The sequence below is a fragment of the Streptomyces sp. HNM0574 genome (assembly GCF_012726235.1).
Taxonomy (GTDB): Bacteria; Actinomycetota; Actinomycetes; order Streptomycetales; family Streptomycetaceae; genus Streptomyces.
Map to the genome: position 1 here is coordinate 132,116 of NZ_JAASAH010000015.1, position 15,155 is coordinate 147,270.

The 15,155-nt window shown below is 70.8% G+C and carries 12 protein-coding genes; 5 read left to right on the forward strand and 7 right to left on the reverse strand.

Annotated elements, in window-relative coordinates; translation table 11 throughout:
• Positions 1 to 152: 152 nt before the first annotated feature.
• The 3 genes from HCC30_RS22910 (at position 153) to HCC30_RS22920 (ending at position 2,524) form a co-directional block, all read left to right on the forward strand.
• Positions 153 to 923, forward strand: coding sequence for a GPP34 family phosphoprotein (locus HCC30_RS22910; protein ID WP_169444628.1), 771 nt, complete (start codon positions 153 to 155; stop codon positions 921 to 923).
• Between the two features lie 379 nt (positions 924 to 1,302).
• Positions 1,303 to 2,163: a Scr1 family TA system antitoxin-like transcriptional regulator gene (locus tag HCC30_RS22915; RefSeq protein ID WP_169444629.1), complete on the forward strand. Its 861-nt coding sequence runs from the start codon at positions 1,303 to 1,305 to the stop codon at positions 2,161 to 2,163.
• A 139-nt stretch (positions 2,164 to 2,302) separates the two neighbouring features.
• On the forward strand, positions 2,303 to 2,524 hold the full coding sequence (locus HCC30_RS22920) for a DUF397 domain-containing protein (protein WP_169444630.1): 222 nt from the start codon (positions 2,303 to 2,305) through the stop codon (positions 2,522 to 2,524).
• A 165-nt stretch (positions 2,525 to 2,689) separates the two neighbouring features.
• Here HCC30_RS22920 and HCC30_RS22925 read toward each other — a convergent pair whose 3' ends face one another.
• A complete protein-coding gene (locus HCC30_RS22925; RefSeq protein WP_169444631.1) occupies positions 2,690 to 3,538 on the reverse strand; it encodes a hypothetical protein in 849 nt (282 codons plus the stop codon).
• 184 nt (positions 3,539 to 3,722) lie between these two features.
• Between HCC30_RS22925 and HCC30_RS22930 the strand changes: the two genes are divergently transcribed.
• Positions 3,723 to 4,505 carry an SDR family oxidoreductase gene (locus tag HCC30_RS22930; RefSeq protein ID WP_206324216.1) on the forward strand — a complete coding sequence of 261 codons (783 nt, stop codon included), beginning with the start codon at positions 3,723 to 3,725 and terminating at the stop codon, positions 4,503 to 4,505.
• A 14-nt stretch (positions 4,506 to 4,519) separates the two neighbouring features.
• Here the strand turns inward: HCC30_RS22930 and HCC30_RS22935 are convergent, their stop codons facing one another.
• The 3 genes from HCC30_RS22935 to HCC30_RS22945 form a co-directional block, all read right to left on the reverse strand.
• Positions 4,520 to 5,638, reverse strand: a complete 1,119-nt coding sequence (locus tag HCC30_RS22935) for an ADP-ribosylglycohydrolase family protein (RefSeq protein WP_169444633.1) — start codon at positions 5,636 to 5,638, stop codon at positions 4,520 to 4,522.
• Between the two features lie 197 nt (positions 5,639 to 5,835).
• Positions 5,836 to 8,433, reverse strand: a complete 2,598-nt coding sequence (locus HCC30_RS22940; protein ID WP_169444634.1) for a bifunctional FO biosynthesis protein CofGH — start codon at positions 8,431 to 8,433, stop codon at positions 5,836 to 5,838.
• Between the two features lie 121 nt (positions 8,434 to 8,554).
• Positions 8,555 to 9,385, reverse strand: a complete 831-nt coding sequence (locus tag HCC30_RS22945) for a TIGR03619 family F420-dependent LLM class oxidoreductase (protein ID WP_169444635.1) — start codon at positions 9,383 to 9,385, stop codon at positions 8,555 to 8,557.
• Positions 9,386 to 9,633: 248 nt separating this feature from the next.
• Here HCC30_RS22945 and HCC30_RS22950 point away from each other — a divergent pair, with 248 nt between their 5' ends.
• Positions 9,634 to 11,118, forward strand: coding sequence for a CehA/McbA family metallohydrolase (locus HCC30_RS22950; protein ID WP_169444660.1), 1,485 nt, complete (start codon positions 9,634 to 9,636; stop codon positions 11,116 to 11,118).
• A gap of 113 nt (positions 11,119 to 11,231) precedes the next feature.
• Here HCC30_RS22950 and HCC30_RS22955 read toward each other — a convergent pair whose 3' ends face one another.
• From HCC30_RS22955 to HCC30_RS22965, 3 genes are all read right to left on the reverse strand, one after another.
• Positions 11,232 to 12,971: a D-aminoacylase gene (locus tag HCC30_RS22955; protein ID WP_169444636.1), complete on the reverse strand. Its 1,740-nt coding sequence runs from the start codon at positions 12,969 to 12,971 to the stop codon at positions 11,232 to 11,234.
• Positions 12,972 to 13,026: 55 nt separating this feature from the next.
• The gene (locus HCC30_RS22960) at positions 13,027 to 14,154 is read right to left on the reverse strand and encodes an LLM class flavin-dependent oxidoreductase (RefSeq protein ID WP_169444637.1); all 1,128 of its coding nucleotides are present in this window, start codon (positions 14,152 to 14,154) and stop codon (positions 13,027 to 13,029) included.
• 152 nt (positions 14,155 to 14,306) lie between these two features.
• A complete protein-coding gene (locus tag HCC30_RS22965) occupies positions 14,307 to 15,116 on the reverse strand; it encodes a glucose 1-dehydrogenase (protein ID WP_169444638.1) in 810 nt (269 codons plus the stop codon).
• Positions 15,117 to 15,155: the final 39 nt, after the last annotated feature.

Genomic DNA, 15,155 nt, shown 5'->3' on the forward strand with positions numbered 1-15,155 from the left:
ACAGCGGCCCTGTCCACCGGTCGGCTATCAGCCTTCCCGAACAGCAGACGAGAACGACATACCTACTGGTTCCCGATCAAAGCGTCCACGCACTCTCGACAGACCATTGTGAGAGGAGTCACCCTGTCATTCATCCACGCGGGGAGGCATGGATGGGCAGGAGCCGCAGAACAATTCCGGAGGAGCTTCTGTTGCTCGCCCTGGACCCGGCAACGGGCACCACGGCGCAGCCACAGTCGCTTGACCTCGGCCTGGCCGGGGCCCAGCTAGTGGAGCTGGCTCTGGCAGGACGGATAGCCCCTGATGGGGATCGTATCGCCGTGGTGCTACCACGGCCGACTGGAGATCCAACTCTGGACTCCGCGCTCGAGTTGCTGCGAAGGCGCGGCAGTCCGGTGCGCGCCGTCCACTGGATCGGCGGGCCCCGGTTGGGGCTGCGCCAAACCTATCTCACACACCTGGAACGCTGCGGCATGGTGCATGCCGTATCCGGCCAGATGTGCGGGGTGCTGCCGACGACGCGCTACCAGGCGACGGAGACGGCCATCAGCCGGGAAATCAGGGCCCGGCTGGACTCGGCGATCCGCACCGGTGTACCGCCGGACCCGCGGACCGCGGCGCTCGCCGCGCTGGCCCACGCGGTCGGTCTCGGCAAGCACCTCTATCCCGGGAACGAGGGGCGTTCGTGCCGCTCGCGGCTCCGGGATCTGATCAGGCACGACCCGATGGGCGGTCTCGTCGCGCACGCCGTGATGGACGTGCAGAACGGTGTCGGGGCGCAGCAGCGCCGCGCACCGGGCGGCGGTGGCGGCCGGAGGGAAGGCCAGGGCAGCCACGGTGGCGGCGCGAGTGACCGCACACCGCAGGTTCCCGATCAGGCACGCCGTACAGCGGGAGGCATGGTCCGCGCCGGAGCCCGTTGAGCCGGACCGGACCACCACGCCGCGGGCGGCGCGAAGTGCCGCGCCGCCCCTGGCGACCGCCGTCCCACGAACGCCGCACCGCGCACCCCCGGCGGTGCTCCGTTCCATCGCGCACCATCACGCACAGCACGACCACGCACAGCACCACCGCACGGCAGCTCCACGGGAGCCGCACAGGCATGCGGGGTGGCGGTCCGGCAGCCGTGGACGACGGCGGGACGGCCACCCCGCACGCGCGTGCGGGGGCCGGTTCCGGTCGCCCGCCGCCGGATTCGGGTAGGTGTTCCTGCACCCTCTGTTGCCATTCGCCAGCGCTGGCGGTCACGTTGGTGGCAACCTGCTGGAAAGTAGTCGTACTTAAAGCGGAGGTGCAGTTCCCGTGGCGCCCAACGTCAATCCCACCGTCCGGCGGCGCCGGCTCGGCCAGGAGCTGCGCCGGCTGCGCGAGCTGAAGGGCATGACGGCAGAGGAGGTCGCGGACCGGCTGCTGGTCTCCCAGTCGAAGATCAGCCGTCTGGAGAACGGCCGCCGCAGCATCAGCCAGCGCGACGTCCGTGATCTGTGCGGTGTCTACGAGGTGGACGACCACCGCATCGTCGATTCGCTGATGCAGATGGCCAAGGAGTCCCGCCAGCAGGGCTGGTGGCACGCTTTCGGCGACATCCCGTACAGCGTCTACATCGGGCTGGAAACCGATGCCGCCTCGCTCCGGGTGTACGAACCGCAGGTCGTTCCCGGCCTGTTGCAGACCCGCGCGTACGCGGAGGCGGTGTGCGTCGGCGCGCTGCCGGAGGCGTCGGCGGGCGACATCGAGAAGCGGGTGCAGGTGCGGATGCGCCGCCAGGAGAGGGTGAACGACCCGCGGAATCCGCTGCGCCTGTGGGCGGTGCTGGACGAGTCCGCGCTGCGCCGGGAGATCGGCGGCCGGCAGGTGATGATCGAGCAGCTGGAGCGGCTGAACGAGGTCGCCCGGATGCCCCATGTGACCGTCCAGGTCATGCCGTTCAAGATGGGCGCGCACCCGGGCGTGAACGGGCAGTACGCGATCCTGGAGTTCCCGGACGCCTCGGACTCGTCGGTGGTCTATCTGGAGGGCGTGACGAGCGACCTCTATCTGGAGAAGGCCCACGACGTGCAGAGCTACAGCGTGATGTACGAGCATCTGCGGGCCGAGGCGCTGAACCCGGACCAGACGCGGGAGTTCATCGAGGACGTGGCGAAGGAGTATGCCCGGGGCTGAGGACGGCGGAGGTTACACCGGGCCGATCAACAGTGTGAAGAGCAGCCTGGAATATGCCATCCGGTCGAGTGAACGGCCGCTTCATGCCCGGGAATCGGGGCGTAGCGTCGATGACTCAACCCGAACAACCGGAGCAGACATGGCAATCAGGCAAGGAACCACCCATACCTGGATCAAGTCCAGCCATTCCGCCAACGGCGCCTGTGTGGAGGTGCGTTCGCCCGCGGTGTCCACCGTGGACGTGCGGGACTCGAAGGACCCGCAGGGGCCCGCGCTCAGCTTCCGCCCCGCGGCCTGGACCGGCTTCGTCGCGACGGTGACCGGAGCCCCGGAGCCGAGGGCCGCGCGACGCCGGTCCTGAGGCCCCCGCAGGCCGGAAGCTGACCCGAGCAGCCCTCTCGACTGGCCCGCCGTCCCGGCCGAGGGGGCTTCGCCCTCCTTCCCGGCTCCCGCCTGCCGCCGGCCCGCTCCGCTTCCGTCGCCGCGCGCCGTTCCGGCCCGCACAGCGTCCGGCTGGACGGCCGGCTCAGCGCAGCTGGTCCACGTAGGTGTCCGTCCCCGGGATCGTCGGGACGAACGGTGCCGCAAGTTCCAGCCTCCCCAGATCTGTTGCGGCGATCTCCTCCTCCAGGCCCGAGAACCATGCCTCCCAGCACTCCTCCGGGCCCGTTTCGAGGAAGTACAGCACCGTCAGCCGCGTGCCGACGCCCTCCACCTGCCGGACGTACGACATGCGGTCGGCGGGCAGCGGGGTGGGGCGGAAGGCCACCGCCATGGCCGCCGGGGAGCCCGCGAGCCGTCGCGGCAGGAGCGTGCCGCGCAGCTCGGCCAGCAGGCGGTCGCGCTGCTCCTCCGTGTCCGTGTCGACGACCTGGAGGACGAGTCCCGCGTAGGGATGGTCGAGGGCGTGGAAGTCCCGCGGCCCGGCTTCGCCGTCGCGGTACACCGTCGCCGCGTGGTCCTGGAAGCTGGTGAAGACGTGCGTGCGGTCGTGGTGGACGCGGTCGTCGGCGTTGAGCCGCTTGTTGATGGCGACCGTCCAGCGCATGTGGTCGTCGTAGCGTCCCTCGGTGATCCAGTACGTCGACAGGTAGCAGCCCGCCGTGACGGGCCGGGCGACGGCCGACTCCTTCGGGCGGCGCAGTGACTGGAGCGCGCGGGTGGCGACCCAGCGGCGCCCCGCGAAGATCCACGGCATGGCCATGGCTCCCGCGATGTAGTGGTCGTCCTCGTACCAGCGGTTGTAGGCGCGTTCCCGGCCCGGATGGGGTTCGACCATGGTGATCAGCGCGTGCCCCGGCCGCACCCCGTAGGGCCCGACCGCGGCCAACTCGGCGTAACCGGCGCTCTGTCCGTGCGCTTCCTCGCTCCGCAAGAGGCTGTCCCCTTCTCTTCTCGGGGGCCGCCGGTGTGCTGCTCTCCGTCCGGCGGTCTCGTCGCCGTACAGCAGTAGCCGACGCGGCCTCAGATGGGGAGAGCCGTGCCGCCTCTCTGTGCTTCTCCGTCCGGACGCCCTACCGTGACGGGCCGTCAGTCAACTGCCCCGGAGGGAGACCGTGTTGCTACTCGGAGGCAAGACAGTGGTGGTGTCCGGCGTCGGCCCGGGACTGGGTCACCAGGTGGCGGCCGCCTGCGTGCGGGACGGGGCGAACGTCGTGCTCGGGGCCCGCACCGAGAAGCGGCTCGTGTCGGCCGCGGCGAGCCTCGACCCCGGCGGGGAGGTGACCGCCCAGCTGGCGACCGACATCACGGACGAGGCACAGTGCGAGGCCCTGGCCGCGCTCGCGGTCAGCCGGTTCGGCGGCATCGACGCGGTCGTCCATGTCGCGGCGCTGGACCACTACATGGGCGGCCTGGAGGACGCCGACTTCACGCAGTGGCAGCAGGTCGTGGACGTCAACCTGCTCGGCACGCTGCGCATGACCCGCGCCTGCCTGCCCGCGCTGAAGGAGCACGGCGGATCGGTCGTCATGATCGGCACCCAGTCGTCCGTCGCCGCCCCCTCCCAGGTCCAACAGGCGGCCTACGGGGCCTCCAAGGGGGCGCTCGTCTCCGCGATGTACGCCCTGGCGCGCGAGCTCGGGCCGCACCGGATACGGGTCAACACCGTGCAGCCCGGCTGGATGTGGGGCCCGCCCGTGCAGGGGTACGTCCAGTACGCGGCACAGACGGAGGGCGTCGGCGAGGACACCGTCCTGGAACGGCTCACCTCCCGCATGGCGCTGCCCGAGATGGCCACCGACGCCGACGTCGCCGACACGGCCGCCTTCCTCGCCTCCGACCGGGCACGTGCGATCACCGGCCAGTCGCTGCTCGTCAACGCGGGCGAGATCATGCGCTGAGCCGGCGGCCCCGGTCAGACGCGCGGGTAGCGGGCCAGCCAGGCCGGCGCCGAAGCGCCGGGGGCGTGCAGTGCGGGGCCCTGCGTCATCTCCATCGCGAAGTCGTCGGCGAGTTCGAGAATGGTGGCCCGCCCCTCGACCTCCGCGACCCAGGCCGGCGGCAGCGCCGTCTCACCGTGCAGCGCGCCCAGCAGGTTGCCGCAGATGGAACCGGTGGAGTCGCTGTCCCCGCCGTGGTTCACCGACAGCAGCAGACCGTGCCGCAGATCCTCCGCGACCAGGGCGCAGTACACGCCGATGGCGAGCGCCTCCTCCGCCGTCCAGCCCTCCCCGAGGGACTCCACCCGCTCCGCCGTGGGCATGCCCTGGCGCACCGCGCCCAGGGCCCGCTTCAGCGCGTCCGTCGTCTCCTCGTGGCCGGGCCGGGTGGCGAGCTGCGCGAGCGACTTCTGCACCGCGTGGTCGAGGGAGTCGCCGCGCGTGAGGGAGTGCACGATCGCGGCGAACGCGCCCGCCGCGAGGTAGCCCGTGGGATGCCCGTGGGTCTGCGCCGCGCACTCCACGGCCAGCTGGAAGACCAACTGCGGCTCCCAGCCGACGAGAAGACCGAACGGCGCCGACCGCATGACCGTGCCGCAGCCCTTGGACTGCGGATTCTTCGGGCTGTCGACGGTGCCCATGCGGCTGTCGGCGAGACCGCTGAGGCAGGCGTTCCCGGGGGCGCGGCGGGCGTAGAGCCACTCGGTGCGGGCGAGCCAGCCGTCCTCCTCCTTGCGCTCGTCCGGGCCCCAGTCCCGCTGCGTGGCGGCCCAGCGCAGGTACGCGGAGTGCACGTCGGTGGGCGGGTGCCAGGCGCCGGTGTCACGCCGGACGTGGGCGCGTATCAGGCCGTCGACGGTGAAGAGGGTCATCTGGGTGTCGTCGGTGACGGCGCCGCGCCTGCCGTAGGCGGGGACGAAGTCCGTCACCCCGTCCTCGCCGTGCGCCTCACGGATGGCGCTGAGCGAGTCGAACTCGATGCCCGCGCCGAGTGCGTCACCGATCGCGCCGCCCAGCAGGGCGCCGCGCACGCGGCCGCGGAAGCTCTGCTGTTCGGTGCGGCCCCATATGGCGTCACTGCCCGAAGCGGCCACAGTGCCCCCTCCCGTTGCTTCTACCGGGGCTGCACTCTAATAGACGGAAGTCCGCGCGGTTGTGGTCGCTGTGCGGACTGTCCGTGGTGCCCCGATGGGCACCACGGTGGGCCGTCCGCGGCCTTCCCGCCCCCGCGTCCGCTAGCTCCCGCGACGCCCTGCCGGAGAGCGCCGCGGGACCCGCCGTACCGCCTCGGTCACTCCTGCACCAGGGGCAGCAGCTGCGGAAGATGGCCGTCCGAATCGTGCGCGGCCCGCTGCCGCTCCTCGCTCACCGGGCCGTACGTCGTCGTGCGCGCGCGGGCAGGACGGCCCGCGAGATCCGCGATGGCGACGAGGTCCTGGATGGAGCGGTACGAACCGTAGGAGGAGCCCGCCATCCGGGAGATGGTCTCCTCCATCAGCGTCCCCCCGAGATCGTTCGCACCCGAACGCAGCATCTCGGCCGCGCCCTCCGTGCCGAGCTTCACCCAACTCGTCTGGATGTTGGTGATGTACGGGTGCAGCAGCAGCCGCGCCATCGCCGTCACCGCGCGGTTGTCCCGCATGCTCGGGCCCGGGCGCGCGATCCCCGCCAGATAGACCGGCGCGTTGGTGTGGATGAACGGCAGCGTCACGAACTCCGTGAAGCCCTCGACGCCCTTCTCCAGCGCCGACTTCTGCATCCGTGCCAGCAGCCGCAAGTGGCTCAGCCAGTGCCGGGGCTGGTCGACGTGCCCGTACATCATCGTCGAACTGGACCGCACCCCCAGCTCGTGCGCCGTCTCGATGACCTCCACCCACGTCGCCGCGGGCAGCTTGCCCTTCGTCAGGATCCACCGGACCTCGTCGTCCAGGATCTCCGCCGCCGTCCCCGGAATGGTGTCCAGCCCCGCGTCCCGCGCCGCCGTCAGCCAGTCCCGCACCGACATGCCCGTACGCGTCGCACCGTTCACCACCTCCATCGGTGAGAAGGCGTGCACATGCATGCCCGGCACCCGGGACTTCACCGCGCGCGCGATGTCGAAGTAGGCACTCCCCGGCAGATCCGGATGGATACCGCCCTGCATGCACACCTCGACGGCGCCGACGTCCCACGCCTGCTGCGCACGGTCGGCGACCTGGTCCAGGGACAGCGTGTACGCGTCCGCATCCGTCCGGCGCTGCGCGAAGGCACAGAAACGGCAGCCCGTGTAACAGACGTTCGTGAAGTTGATGTTGCGCGTGACGATGTACGTCACGTCGTCGCCCGACACGTCACGGCGCAGGTCGTCCGCGATACGGCACAGCTCGTCCAGCGCCGGACCGTCCGCGTGCAGCAGCGCCAGCGCCTGCTCGTCCGTGAGCTTCGTCGGATCGTCCGCCGCCGTGGACAGCGCGGACCGGACGTCCGCGTCGGCACGCTCCGGCGCCATCCCGGGACGCGCCTGCTCACGCAGGGTGTCCCAGTCGCCGTACACGTCGTCGAAATCGTCCCTCCGGTCCGCGGACCGGCCCTCCGTGTCGATGGTGTGGTGCAGATCGGTGCGGCCCGAAGCGGCGAGGAACCCGTCCTCCGGCTCCTGCCACGGCAGCCCCCGCACCGTCGCGCCCTCGTCCGCCAGACCCGTCTGAGGATCGGCCAGCGCCCGCACGTGCGGCAGCACCCGCGGATCCAGCCACGGCTCGCCGCGCTGCAGGAACTCCGGGTACACCGGCAGGCGTTCGCGCAGCTCGAAACCGGAGGCGGCGGTGCGCTCGGCGAGTTCGTCGATCTGCGGCCAGGGACGCTCCGGATTGACGTGGTCCCGGGTGAGCGGGGAGACGCCGCCCCAGTCGTCGATGCCCGCGTCGATCAGCATCGCGTACTCGCCGTCCACCAGATTCGGCGGCGCCTGGAGACGCACCGACGGGCCCATGATGTGCCGCGCGACGGCGATCGTGGCCGCCAGCTCCTCCAGCTCCGCGTCCGGCATGCCGCGCATCGCCGTGTCCGGCTTGGCGCGGAAGTTCTGCATGATGAGTTCCTGGATGCTGTGATAAGCGCGCTGCACCCGGCGCAGCGCGAACAGGGACTCCGCACGCTCCTCGTACGTCTCCCCGATCCCGATCAACAGCCCCGTGGTGAACGGCACGTTGGACCGGCCGGCGTCCTCCAGCACCCGCAGCCGGACCGCGGGCTCCTTGTCCGGCGAGCCGTGGTGCGGGCCGCCCGGCTCGCTCCACAGCCGCTCGGCCGTGGTCTCCAGCATCATCCCCATCGAGGCCGAAACCGGCTTCAGCCGCTGGAAGTCCGTCCAGGACAGGACACCCGGATTGAGATGCGGCAGCAGCCCCGTCTCCTCCAGCACCCGGATCGCCATCGCACGGACATAACTGAGCGTGTCGTCGTACCCGTGCGCCTCCAGCCACTCCTGGGCCTCGGGCCAGCGGTCCTCCGGCTTGTCGCCCAGCGTGAACAGGGCCTCCTTGCAGCCCATTTCGGCACCGCGGCGCGCGATGTCCAGCACCTCGTCGGGCGACATGAACATCCCGTGGCCCTCGCGGCGCAGCTTGCCCGGCACGGTGACGAACGTGCAGTAGTGGCACCTGTCCCGGCAGAGCCGGGTGAGCGGGATGAAAACCCCACGTGAGTACGTCATCACCCCCGGGCGGCCCGCCGCCTCGAGACCCGCGTCGCGGACCCGGCTCGCGGACTCGGACAGCGCGGTGAGGTCGTCACCCCGCGCTTGGAGCAGAACCGCGGCTTCGGCGGTGTCGAGTGCGACTCCGTCGCGCGCCCTCTTCAGCGCGCGGCGCATGGCGTTGGCGGTGGGAACCTGCGCATCGGTGGTCATCAGACGAGGATACGAGCAAGCTCCGCACGTGTTCCGGCCGGTGAGGCACACGAGAGCGCACGCGGACCGCGCACGGAGGCAGACCGGCGGACACACCCTCCGCCCCCCTCCGCGCGACGGGTCACAGGTACTGGCTGTACTCGTCCAGCGTGCGCAGCACCGCGCCCTCGTCCCCGGACGGCAGCTGGAGCACTGCCTCCTCGATGCCCAAGTCCCGGAAGTGCGCCAGCTTTCCCTGCGAGGGCACCACGAAGCTCGGCACCACCGCGGGCCCCTCCGGGCCGCGCCCGGCACGCTCCCACTCCGCACGCAGCCGGGGCAGCGCCTCCGTCAGCCCGCTGCCGCCCACCGGGATCCAGCCGTCCGCCCATTCCGCGATGTGCGCGAACAGTTTCGGCCCGGCGGCACCGCCCAGCAGCACCCGCGGGCCACCGTCCCGCACCGGCTTCGGATACGCCCAACTCGCCCGCACCGAACCGAACTCGCCCTCGTACTCCGTCGGTTCGGACGCCCACAGGGCGCGCATCAGGGCCACCCGGTCACGCACCAGCTCCCGGCGCCGCGGCCAGTCGACACCGTGGTCCGCCGCCTCCTCCCGGTTCCAGCCGAAACCGGCCCCCAGTGTGATCCGGCCACCGGACAGCGCGTCCAGCGAGGCCAACTGCTTGGCCAGGACGATCGGATCGTGCTGCGCGACGAGCGCCACCCCCGTACCGAGAGCGATCCGCTCGGTGACCGTCGCGGCCGCCGCCAGGGCCACCATCGGGTCGAACGTCCGGCCGTACGGGCGGGGCAGCGGCTCCCCCATCGGCGCCGGCGTCTCCCGGCTGACCGGAATGTGCGTGTGCTCGGGCAGATAGAGACCGTGAAAACCGCGCTGCTCCACCTCACGGGCCAGGCGGTCGGGACGGACGGTCTCGTCGGTGAGGATGATCGTGGTCGCGATCCGCATCCGGGGCTCCTGTCACAACGGCATCGGGCAGTCGGTCGGCCCCGGCGCGAACAGCCGTTCCCACTCGACGGCAACCGCTCCGAGGGTTTTCCACAGGGGTTTCCCTCCTCGTCCCCTCCCCGTACAACGGTGTCCGGCACCGGAAAGTGCGGCCCGAGAGCCGCCCGGCCGGAAACCGACGAGGGGGGCTGACGATGGGCGGAACCAGCACGGCACAGGGCGGGCCGGGACGGCGCGGCGTCCTCAGGATGTCCGCGGTTGCGGGCGCCGCGGGCGTCCTTACGCTCGGGGACATGAGCTTCGCCCGCGCCGCGAGCGGCGAGGAACGCACCGAGACGGTGCGCGGCCATCTCCCCACCGGCGCACCCGATTTCGTGACACTCCCCGTCGACGTCCCCGAAGGCGTCCGCGAAATCGCCGTCACGTACACCTACGACACCCCGGACGTCCCCGAAGGCACCCCGGGCAACGCCCTCGACATCGGCATCTTCGACGAACGCGGCACCGGGCCCGGCGGCGAGGGCTTCCGCGGCTGGTCCGGCGGCTTCCGCGACCGGTTCACGATCAGCGCCGAAGAGGCCACACCCGGCTACCTGCCCGGCCCCGTACGCCCCGGCACCTGGCACCTCGTCCTCGGCCCGTACACCGTCGCACCGCAGGGCATGGACTACGAGATCACCGTCACCCTCCGGTTCGGCGCCCCCGGGGAGACCCCGCGCCCCGTCCACCCGCCCGAACGGGCACGCGGCCGAGGCCGCGCCTGGTACCGCGGCGACGGCCACCTGCACACCGTGCACTCCGACGGCGAACGCACCCCCGCGCAGGTCGCGGCCGCCGCCCGGGAAGCCGGACTGGACTTCATCGTCACCACGGAACACAACACCACCTCGGGACACGGCGCCTGGCAGGGCCTGTGGGGCGAGGACCTGCTCATCCTCTGCGGCGAGGAGATCACCACCCGGAACGGACACTGCCTGGCCTACGGAACCGACCCCGGCACCTTCTTCGACTGGCGCTACCGCGCCCGCGACGACGCGTTCCCCCGCGTCGCCCGCCGCATCCGCCGGGCCGGCGGCCTCGTCGTACCGGCCCACCCCGACTGCCCGTTCGTCGGCTGCCAGTGGAAGTTCGGCTACCGGCACGCCGACGCCGTCGAAGTCTGGAACGGCCCCTGGACCCCCGACGACGAACTGTCCCTCGCCGCCTGGGACAACCGCCTCGTCGAAGGTCTCACCGACGACACCGGATGGACACCGGCCGTGGGCAACAGCGACGCCCACCGCGAACCGCAGAAGGTCGGACTGCCGCAGACCGTGGTCCTCGCCGACGACCTGTCACGCCGCGCCCTCCTCGACGGCATCCGCGCCGGCCACAGCTACCTCACCGAGTCCTCCGCCCTCACACTCACGCTCACCGCGAGCGGACCACGGGGCGAGCACGCCGGAATCGGCGACACACTCCGCGTCGCGCCCGACAGCGAGGTCACCGTACGGCTCGCCGTCTCCGGAGCACCGGCCGGCGCCACGTACCGGCTGATCACCGACCAGGGCGAACTGCGCTCCGGCCCCGTCACCGACGAGCCCGTCACCTGGCACACCACGGCATCACTCGCCACCTACATACGGGCCGAGATCCGCCGCCCCCGCGCGCCCGGCACCCCGAAGGACGTGCCCGGCGCCATGGCCGCCATGACCAACCCGCTGATACTCGGGACCGGCGTGGGCCGGGGGTAGGTGCGGGCTGGGCTGAACCCGGCCTGGGGGCAGGGGAGTTGGGGGCTTGGGGGGGGGGGGGGGGGGGGGGGGGAGCCCCCAAGGAACACCCCCGACTCCCCCACCCCCACCCCCTACCCCGTGCTCACCGTGTACGTGTCCCGCCCCGACCGTAGGACGGTCCCCGGGACCGCGCCGGTGATCTTGTCGTCACGGAGGGTTTCGACGCCGTTGACCCAGACGCCGACGATGCCCTGGGCCTCGGAGTCGAGCCGGGGGCTGTCGCCCGGCAGGTCGTGGACGAGGCGGGCCTGGCCGGCGTCGATGCGTTCGGGGTCGAAGAGGACGAGGTCGGCGTGCCAGCCTTCGGTGACGCGTCCGCGTTCGCGGAGTCCGAAGAGCTGGGCGGGGTCGTCGGTGAGCATCTTGACGGCTTGTTCGAGTCCGACGAGTTTCCGTCCGCGCAGGCAGTCGCCGAGGAACCGGGTGGTGTAGGGGGCGCCGCACATGCGGTCGAGGTGTGCTCCGGCGTCGGAGCCGCCGAGCATGACGTCCTCGTGTTCCCAGGTCTGCCGGCGCAGTTCCCAGCTGTCGGGGTCGTTGTCGGTGGGCATGGGCCACAGCACGGTGCGCAGGTCGTCGTTGACGCAGATGTCGACGAGGGTGGCGAAGGCGTCCTGGCCTCGTTCCTCGGCGATGTCGCGGACGACGCGGCCGCTGAGTCCTTCGTTGGCCCGGGAGTAGGTGTCGCCGATGACGTACCGGTCGAAGTGGGCGAGCCTGCGGAAGATTCCGGCTTCCTTGCTGTCGGCCCGCCGGAGCATGTCGGCGCGTACGTCGGGGTCCTGGAGTCTGGCGATGCGTTCGGGGAGGGGCAGTCCGAGGATGTCGCCCCAGCCGGGTATGAGGTTGAGGGCGCAGAAGGTGCCGAGGGACATGTTCATGGGGGTGAGGATCGGCATCGTCAGGGCGACGATGCGTCCTCCGGCGGCGCGTGCGCGTTCGCTGGGGACGAGTTGGCGGGGTACGCGTTCGGGGACGGCGGCGTCGATGGTGAGGACGTTCCAGTTGAGGGGCCGTCCGGCTGCGGCGGTCATGTCGACGAGGAGGTCGATCTCCTCGTCGGAGAACTGGTCGAGGCAGCCGGAGACGATGGCTTCGAGCTGGGTGCCTTCGTGTTCGGCGACGGCGCGGGAGAGCGCGAGGAGTTCGGCGGGCCGCGCGTGCCGGGAGGCGACGGGTTCGCCGTCGCCGTCGGAGTGGGTGCCGGACTGGGTGGTGGACAGTCCCCAGGCGCCGGCGTCCATGGCGTCGTGGAAGAGCTGGACCATGGCGGCGAGTTGGGCTTCGGTGGGCTGTCCGCCGACGGCGTCGGGGCCCATGACGTGGCGCCGCAGTGCGCAGTGGCCGACCATGAATCCGGCGTTGACGGCGGTGCGGCCTTCGAGGGCGTCGAGGTATTCGCCGAAGCTGTGCCAGTTCCAGGGTGCGCCTTCTTCGAGGGCGACGAGGGACATGCCCTCGACCTTGGACATCATGCGGCGGGTGTAGTCGGCGTCGTCGGGCTGTGCGGGGTTGAGGGGGGCGAGGGTGAATCCGCAGTTCCCTCCGGCGACGGTGGTGACGCCGTGGTTGAGGGACGGTGTGGCGTAGGGGTCCCAGAAGAGCTGTGCGTCGTAGTGGGTGTGCGGGTCGACGAAGCCGGGGGCGAGGACGAGTCCGGTGGCGTCTTCGGTGGTGCGGGCCTCTTCGGTGATGTGCCCGGGGTCGGCGATGGCGGCGATGCGTCCGTCGCGGATGCCGACGTCGGCCCGGTAGGACGGTCCGCCTGTGCCGTCCACCACGGTCGCGCCGGTGATCAGGTGGTCCAGCATGTGCGTGGTTCCTCCTCTCGGCCCGCGCGTGGCGTGTGTGCCGCGCGCGGCGGGTTCAGCTGCGGGCGGCGTCGCGGAAGCGGGTGGTCCGGTGCACCGGGTCGGTGTCGATGGTGGGGATGACGTGTTCGCCGAGGAGTTTGATGGTGTTCATGGTGTCCTCGTACGGGATTCCGACGGGGAGGCCGAGGGAGAGCTGGTCGGCTCCGGCCTGTTCCCAGCGCTTGCACTGCTGGAGGACGTCGTCGGGGGTGCCGCAGATCATGAGTTCTTCGGCGATGAGGAGTTCGACGATTTCTTCGGTGTAGTCCGGGAGCAGTTCGGGCCATTCCGGTATGCCCTCGGGGCGGGGGAAGGTGTCGTGGTACCGGAAGAGGAGGGACTGGAGGTAGTTGAGTCCTCCGTTGACGGCGATCTGCTTGGCCTTTTCCCGGGTTTCGGCGCAGATGGCGGTCGAGGTGACCATGACGTTGTCGTTGACGAAGTCGCCGATGGGTTCGGCGTCCTTGACGGCGCCCTTGTAGGACTCGACGACCCATTCCATGTCGGAGACCTTCTGGACGCTGAAGCCGAGGACGCCGAGGCCCTTCTTGGCGGCCATGGCGTAGCTGGAGGGTGATCCGGCGGCGTACCACATGGCGGGGTGGGAGCCGCCGTAGGGCTTGGGCAGGATCTTGCGCGGCGGGAGCGACCAGTGTGTGCCGTGGAAGCCGGGGTACTCGTCCTGGAGCCACATCTTGGGGAATTCCGCGATGGTTTCTTCCCAGATTTCCTTGGTGTGGTTCATGTCGGTGATGCCGGGGAGGAAGCCGAGGATTTCGTGGCTTCCCGCGCCGCGTCCGGAGCCGAATTCGAAGCGGCCGCCGGAGAGGTGGTCGAGCATGGCGACTTTTTCGGCGACCTTGACCGGGTGGTTGACCTGGGGCAGCGGGTTGAAGATTCCGGAGCCGAGGTGGATGCGGTCGGTGGCGTGGGCGAGGTAGCCGAGGAAGACGTCGTTGGCGGAGAGGTGGGAGTACTCCTCCAGGAAGTGGTGTTCGGAGGCCCAGGCGTATTTGAAGCCGGATTTGTCGGCCTGGATGATGTACTCGGTTTCCTCCAGCAGTGCCTTGTGTTCGGCCTGCGGGTCCGCCTTGGCGCGAGCCGCTGGCACATACCCCTGTACAAAGAGCCCGAATTCCACGGCGGTTCACTCCTCTTGTTTTTCTGACGCTCCGTCAGATCCTGTCTCATGACTCTCGCACCGGCGTCCGGCACCGTCAATACCTGACGGAGCATCAGCACAGGCCCGGCGGGACGCCTCCACCGGCCCGCCCGCGGCGGGAAATGCGCAGGTCAGAAGAGCGATACGCCCGCGAGCCAGCCCCCGTCGACGACGAACGGCTGGCCCGTCACGTACGAGGAGTCGTCCGAGGTGAGGAACAGCGCCAGCCGCGCGACCTCCTCGGGCCGGCCGATCCGCCCCTGCGGCACGACCTTCGCGTACAGCGCGTCGAGCTCGGCCTGCGAACCCTGGTCCACCGCCAGCCCGTTCTCGGCCACCTGCGACGGGTTGGTCATCGGGGTGTCGATCGCCCCGGGGCACATCGCGTTCACGCGGACGCCCCGGCCCGCGAGTTCCATGGCCGCCACTCGCGTCATGCCGACGATGGCCGCCTTCGTCGCCGCGTACGAGGCCACGAAGGCCATTCCGGCGAGCGCCGTGTACGAGGCGGTGTTGACGATCGTGCCGCCGCCCGCGGCCTCGATGTGCGGTGCGACGGTCTTCATGCCGAGGAAGCAGCCCACCTGGTTGACGTCCACGACCTGCCGGTACTCCGCGAGGGAGGTGTCCGTCAGCCCGCTGAACCGCAGGATGCCGGCGTTGTTGAGGAGCCCGTCGACCTTCCCGAAGCGTTCCACGGCGAGCTCGGACATCCGCTCCCAGTCCGCCTCCTCGCGGACGTCGAGGTGCGTGTAGACGGCCCGCTCGGGGCCCAACTCCTCGGCGAGCCGCTTTCCTTCGTCGTCGAGAAGGTCGCCCAGGACGACGCGTGCACCCTCGGCCGTGAAGAGCCGGGCGGCCTGCTCGCCCTGTCCGCGCGCCCCGCCGCTGATGATCACGACGCGGCCGTCGAGCCTGCCCGTTCCGCTTCCGCTTCCCATTCCGTTTCCCCTGCCTCTCGTCCGTGCCGTCCGTTCCGT

Excerpts from the sequence above, each read along its gene's own strand:
- HCC30_RS22910 (WP_169444628.1), top strand. The coding sequence starts at position 153 with ATGGGCAGGAGCCGCAGAACAATTCCGGAGGAGCTTCTGTTGCTCGCC.
- HCC30_RS22920 (WP_169444630.1), top strand. The coding sequence starts at position 2,303 with ATGGCAATCAGGCAAGGAACCACCCATACCTGGATCAAGTCCAGCCAT.
- HCC30_RS22940 (WP_169444634.1), bottom strand. The coding sequence starts at position 8,433 with ATGACCACCGATGCGCAGGTTCCCACCGCCAACGCCATGCGCCGCGCG.
- HCC30_RS22945 (WP_169444635.1), bottom strand. The coding sequence starts at position 9,385 with ATGCGGATCGCGACCACGATCATCCTCACCGACGAGACCGTCCGTCCC.
- HCC30_RS22950 (WP_169444660.1), top strand. The coding sequence starts at position 9,634 with ATGTCCGCGGTTGCGGGCGCCGCGGGCGTCCTTACGCTCGGGGACATG.
- HCC30_RS22955 (WP_169444636.1), bottom strand. The coding sequence starts at position 12,971 with ATGCTGGACCACCTGATCACCGGCGCGACCGTGGTGGACGGCACAGGC.
- HCC30_RS22965 (WP_169444638.1), bottom strand. The coding sequence starts at position 15,116 with ATGGGAAGCGGAAGCGGAACGGGCAGGCTCGACGGCCGCGTCGTGATC.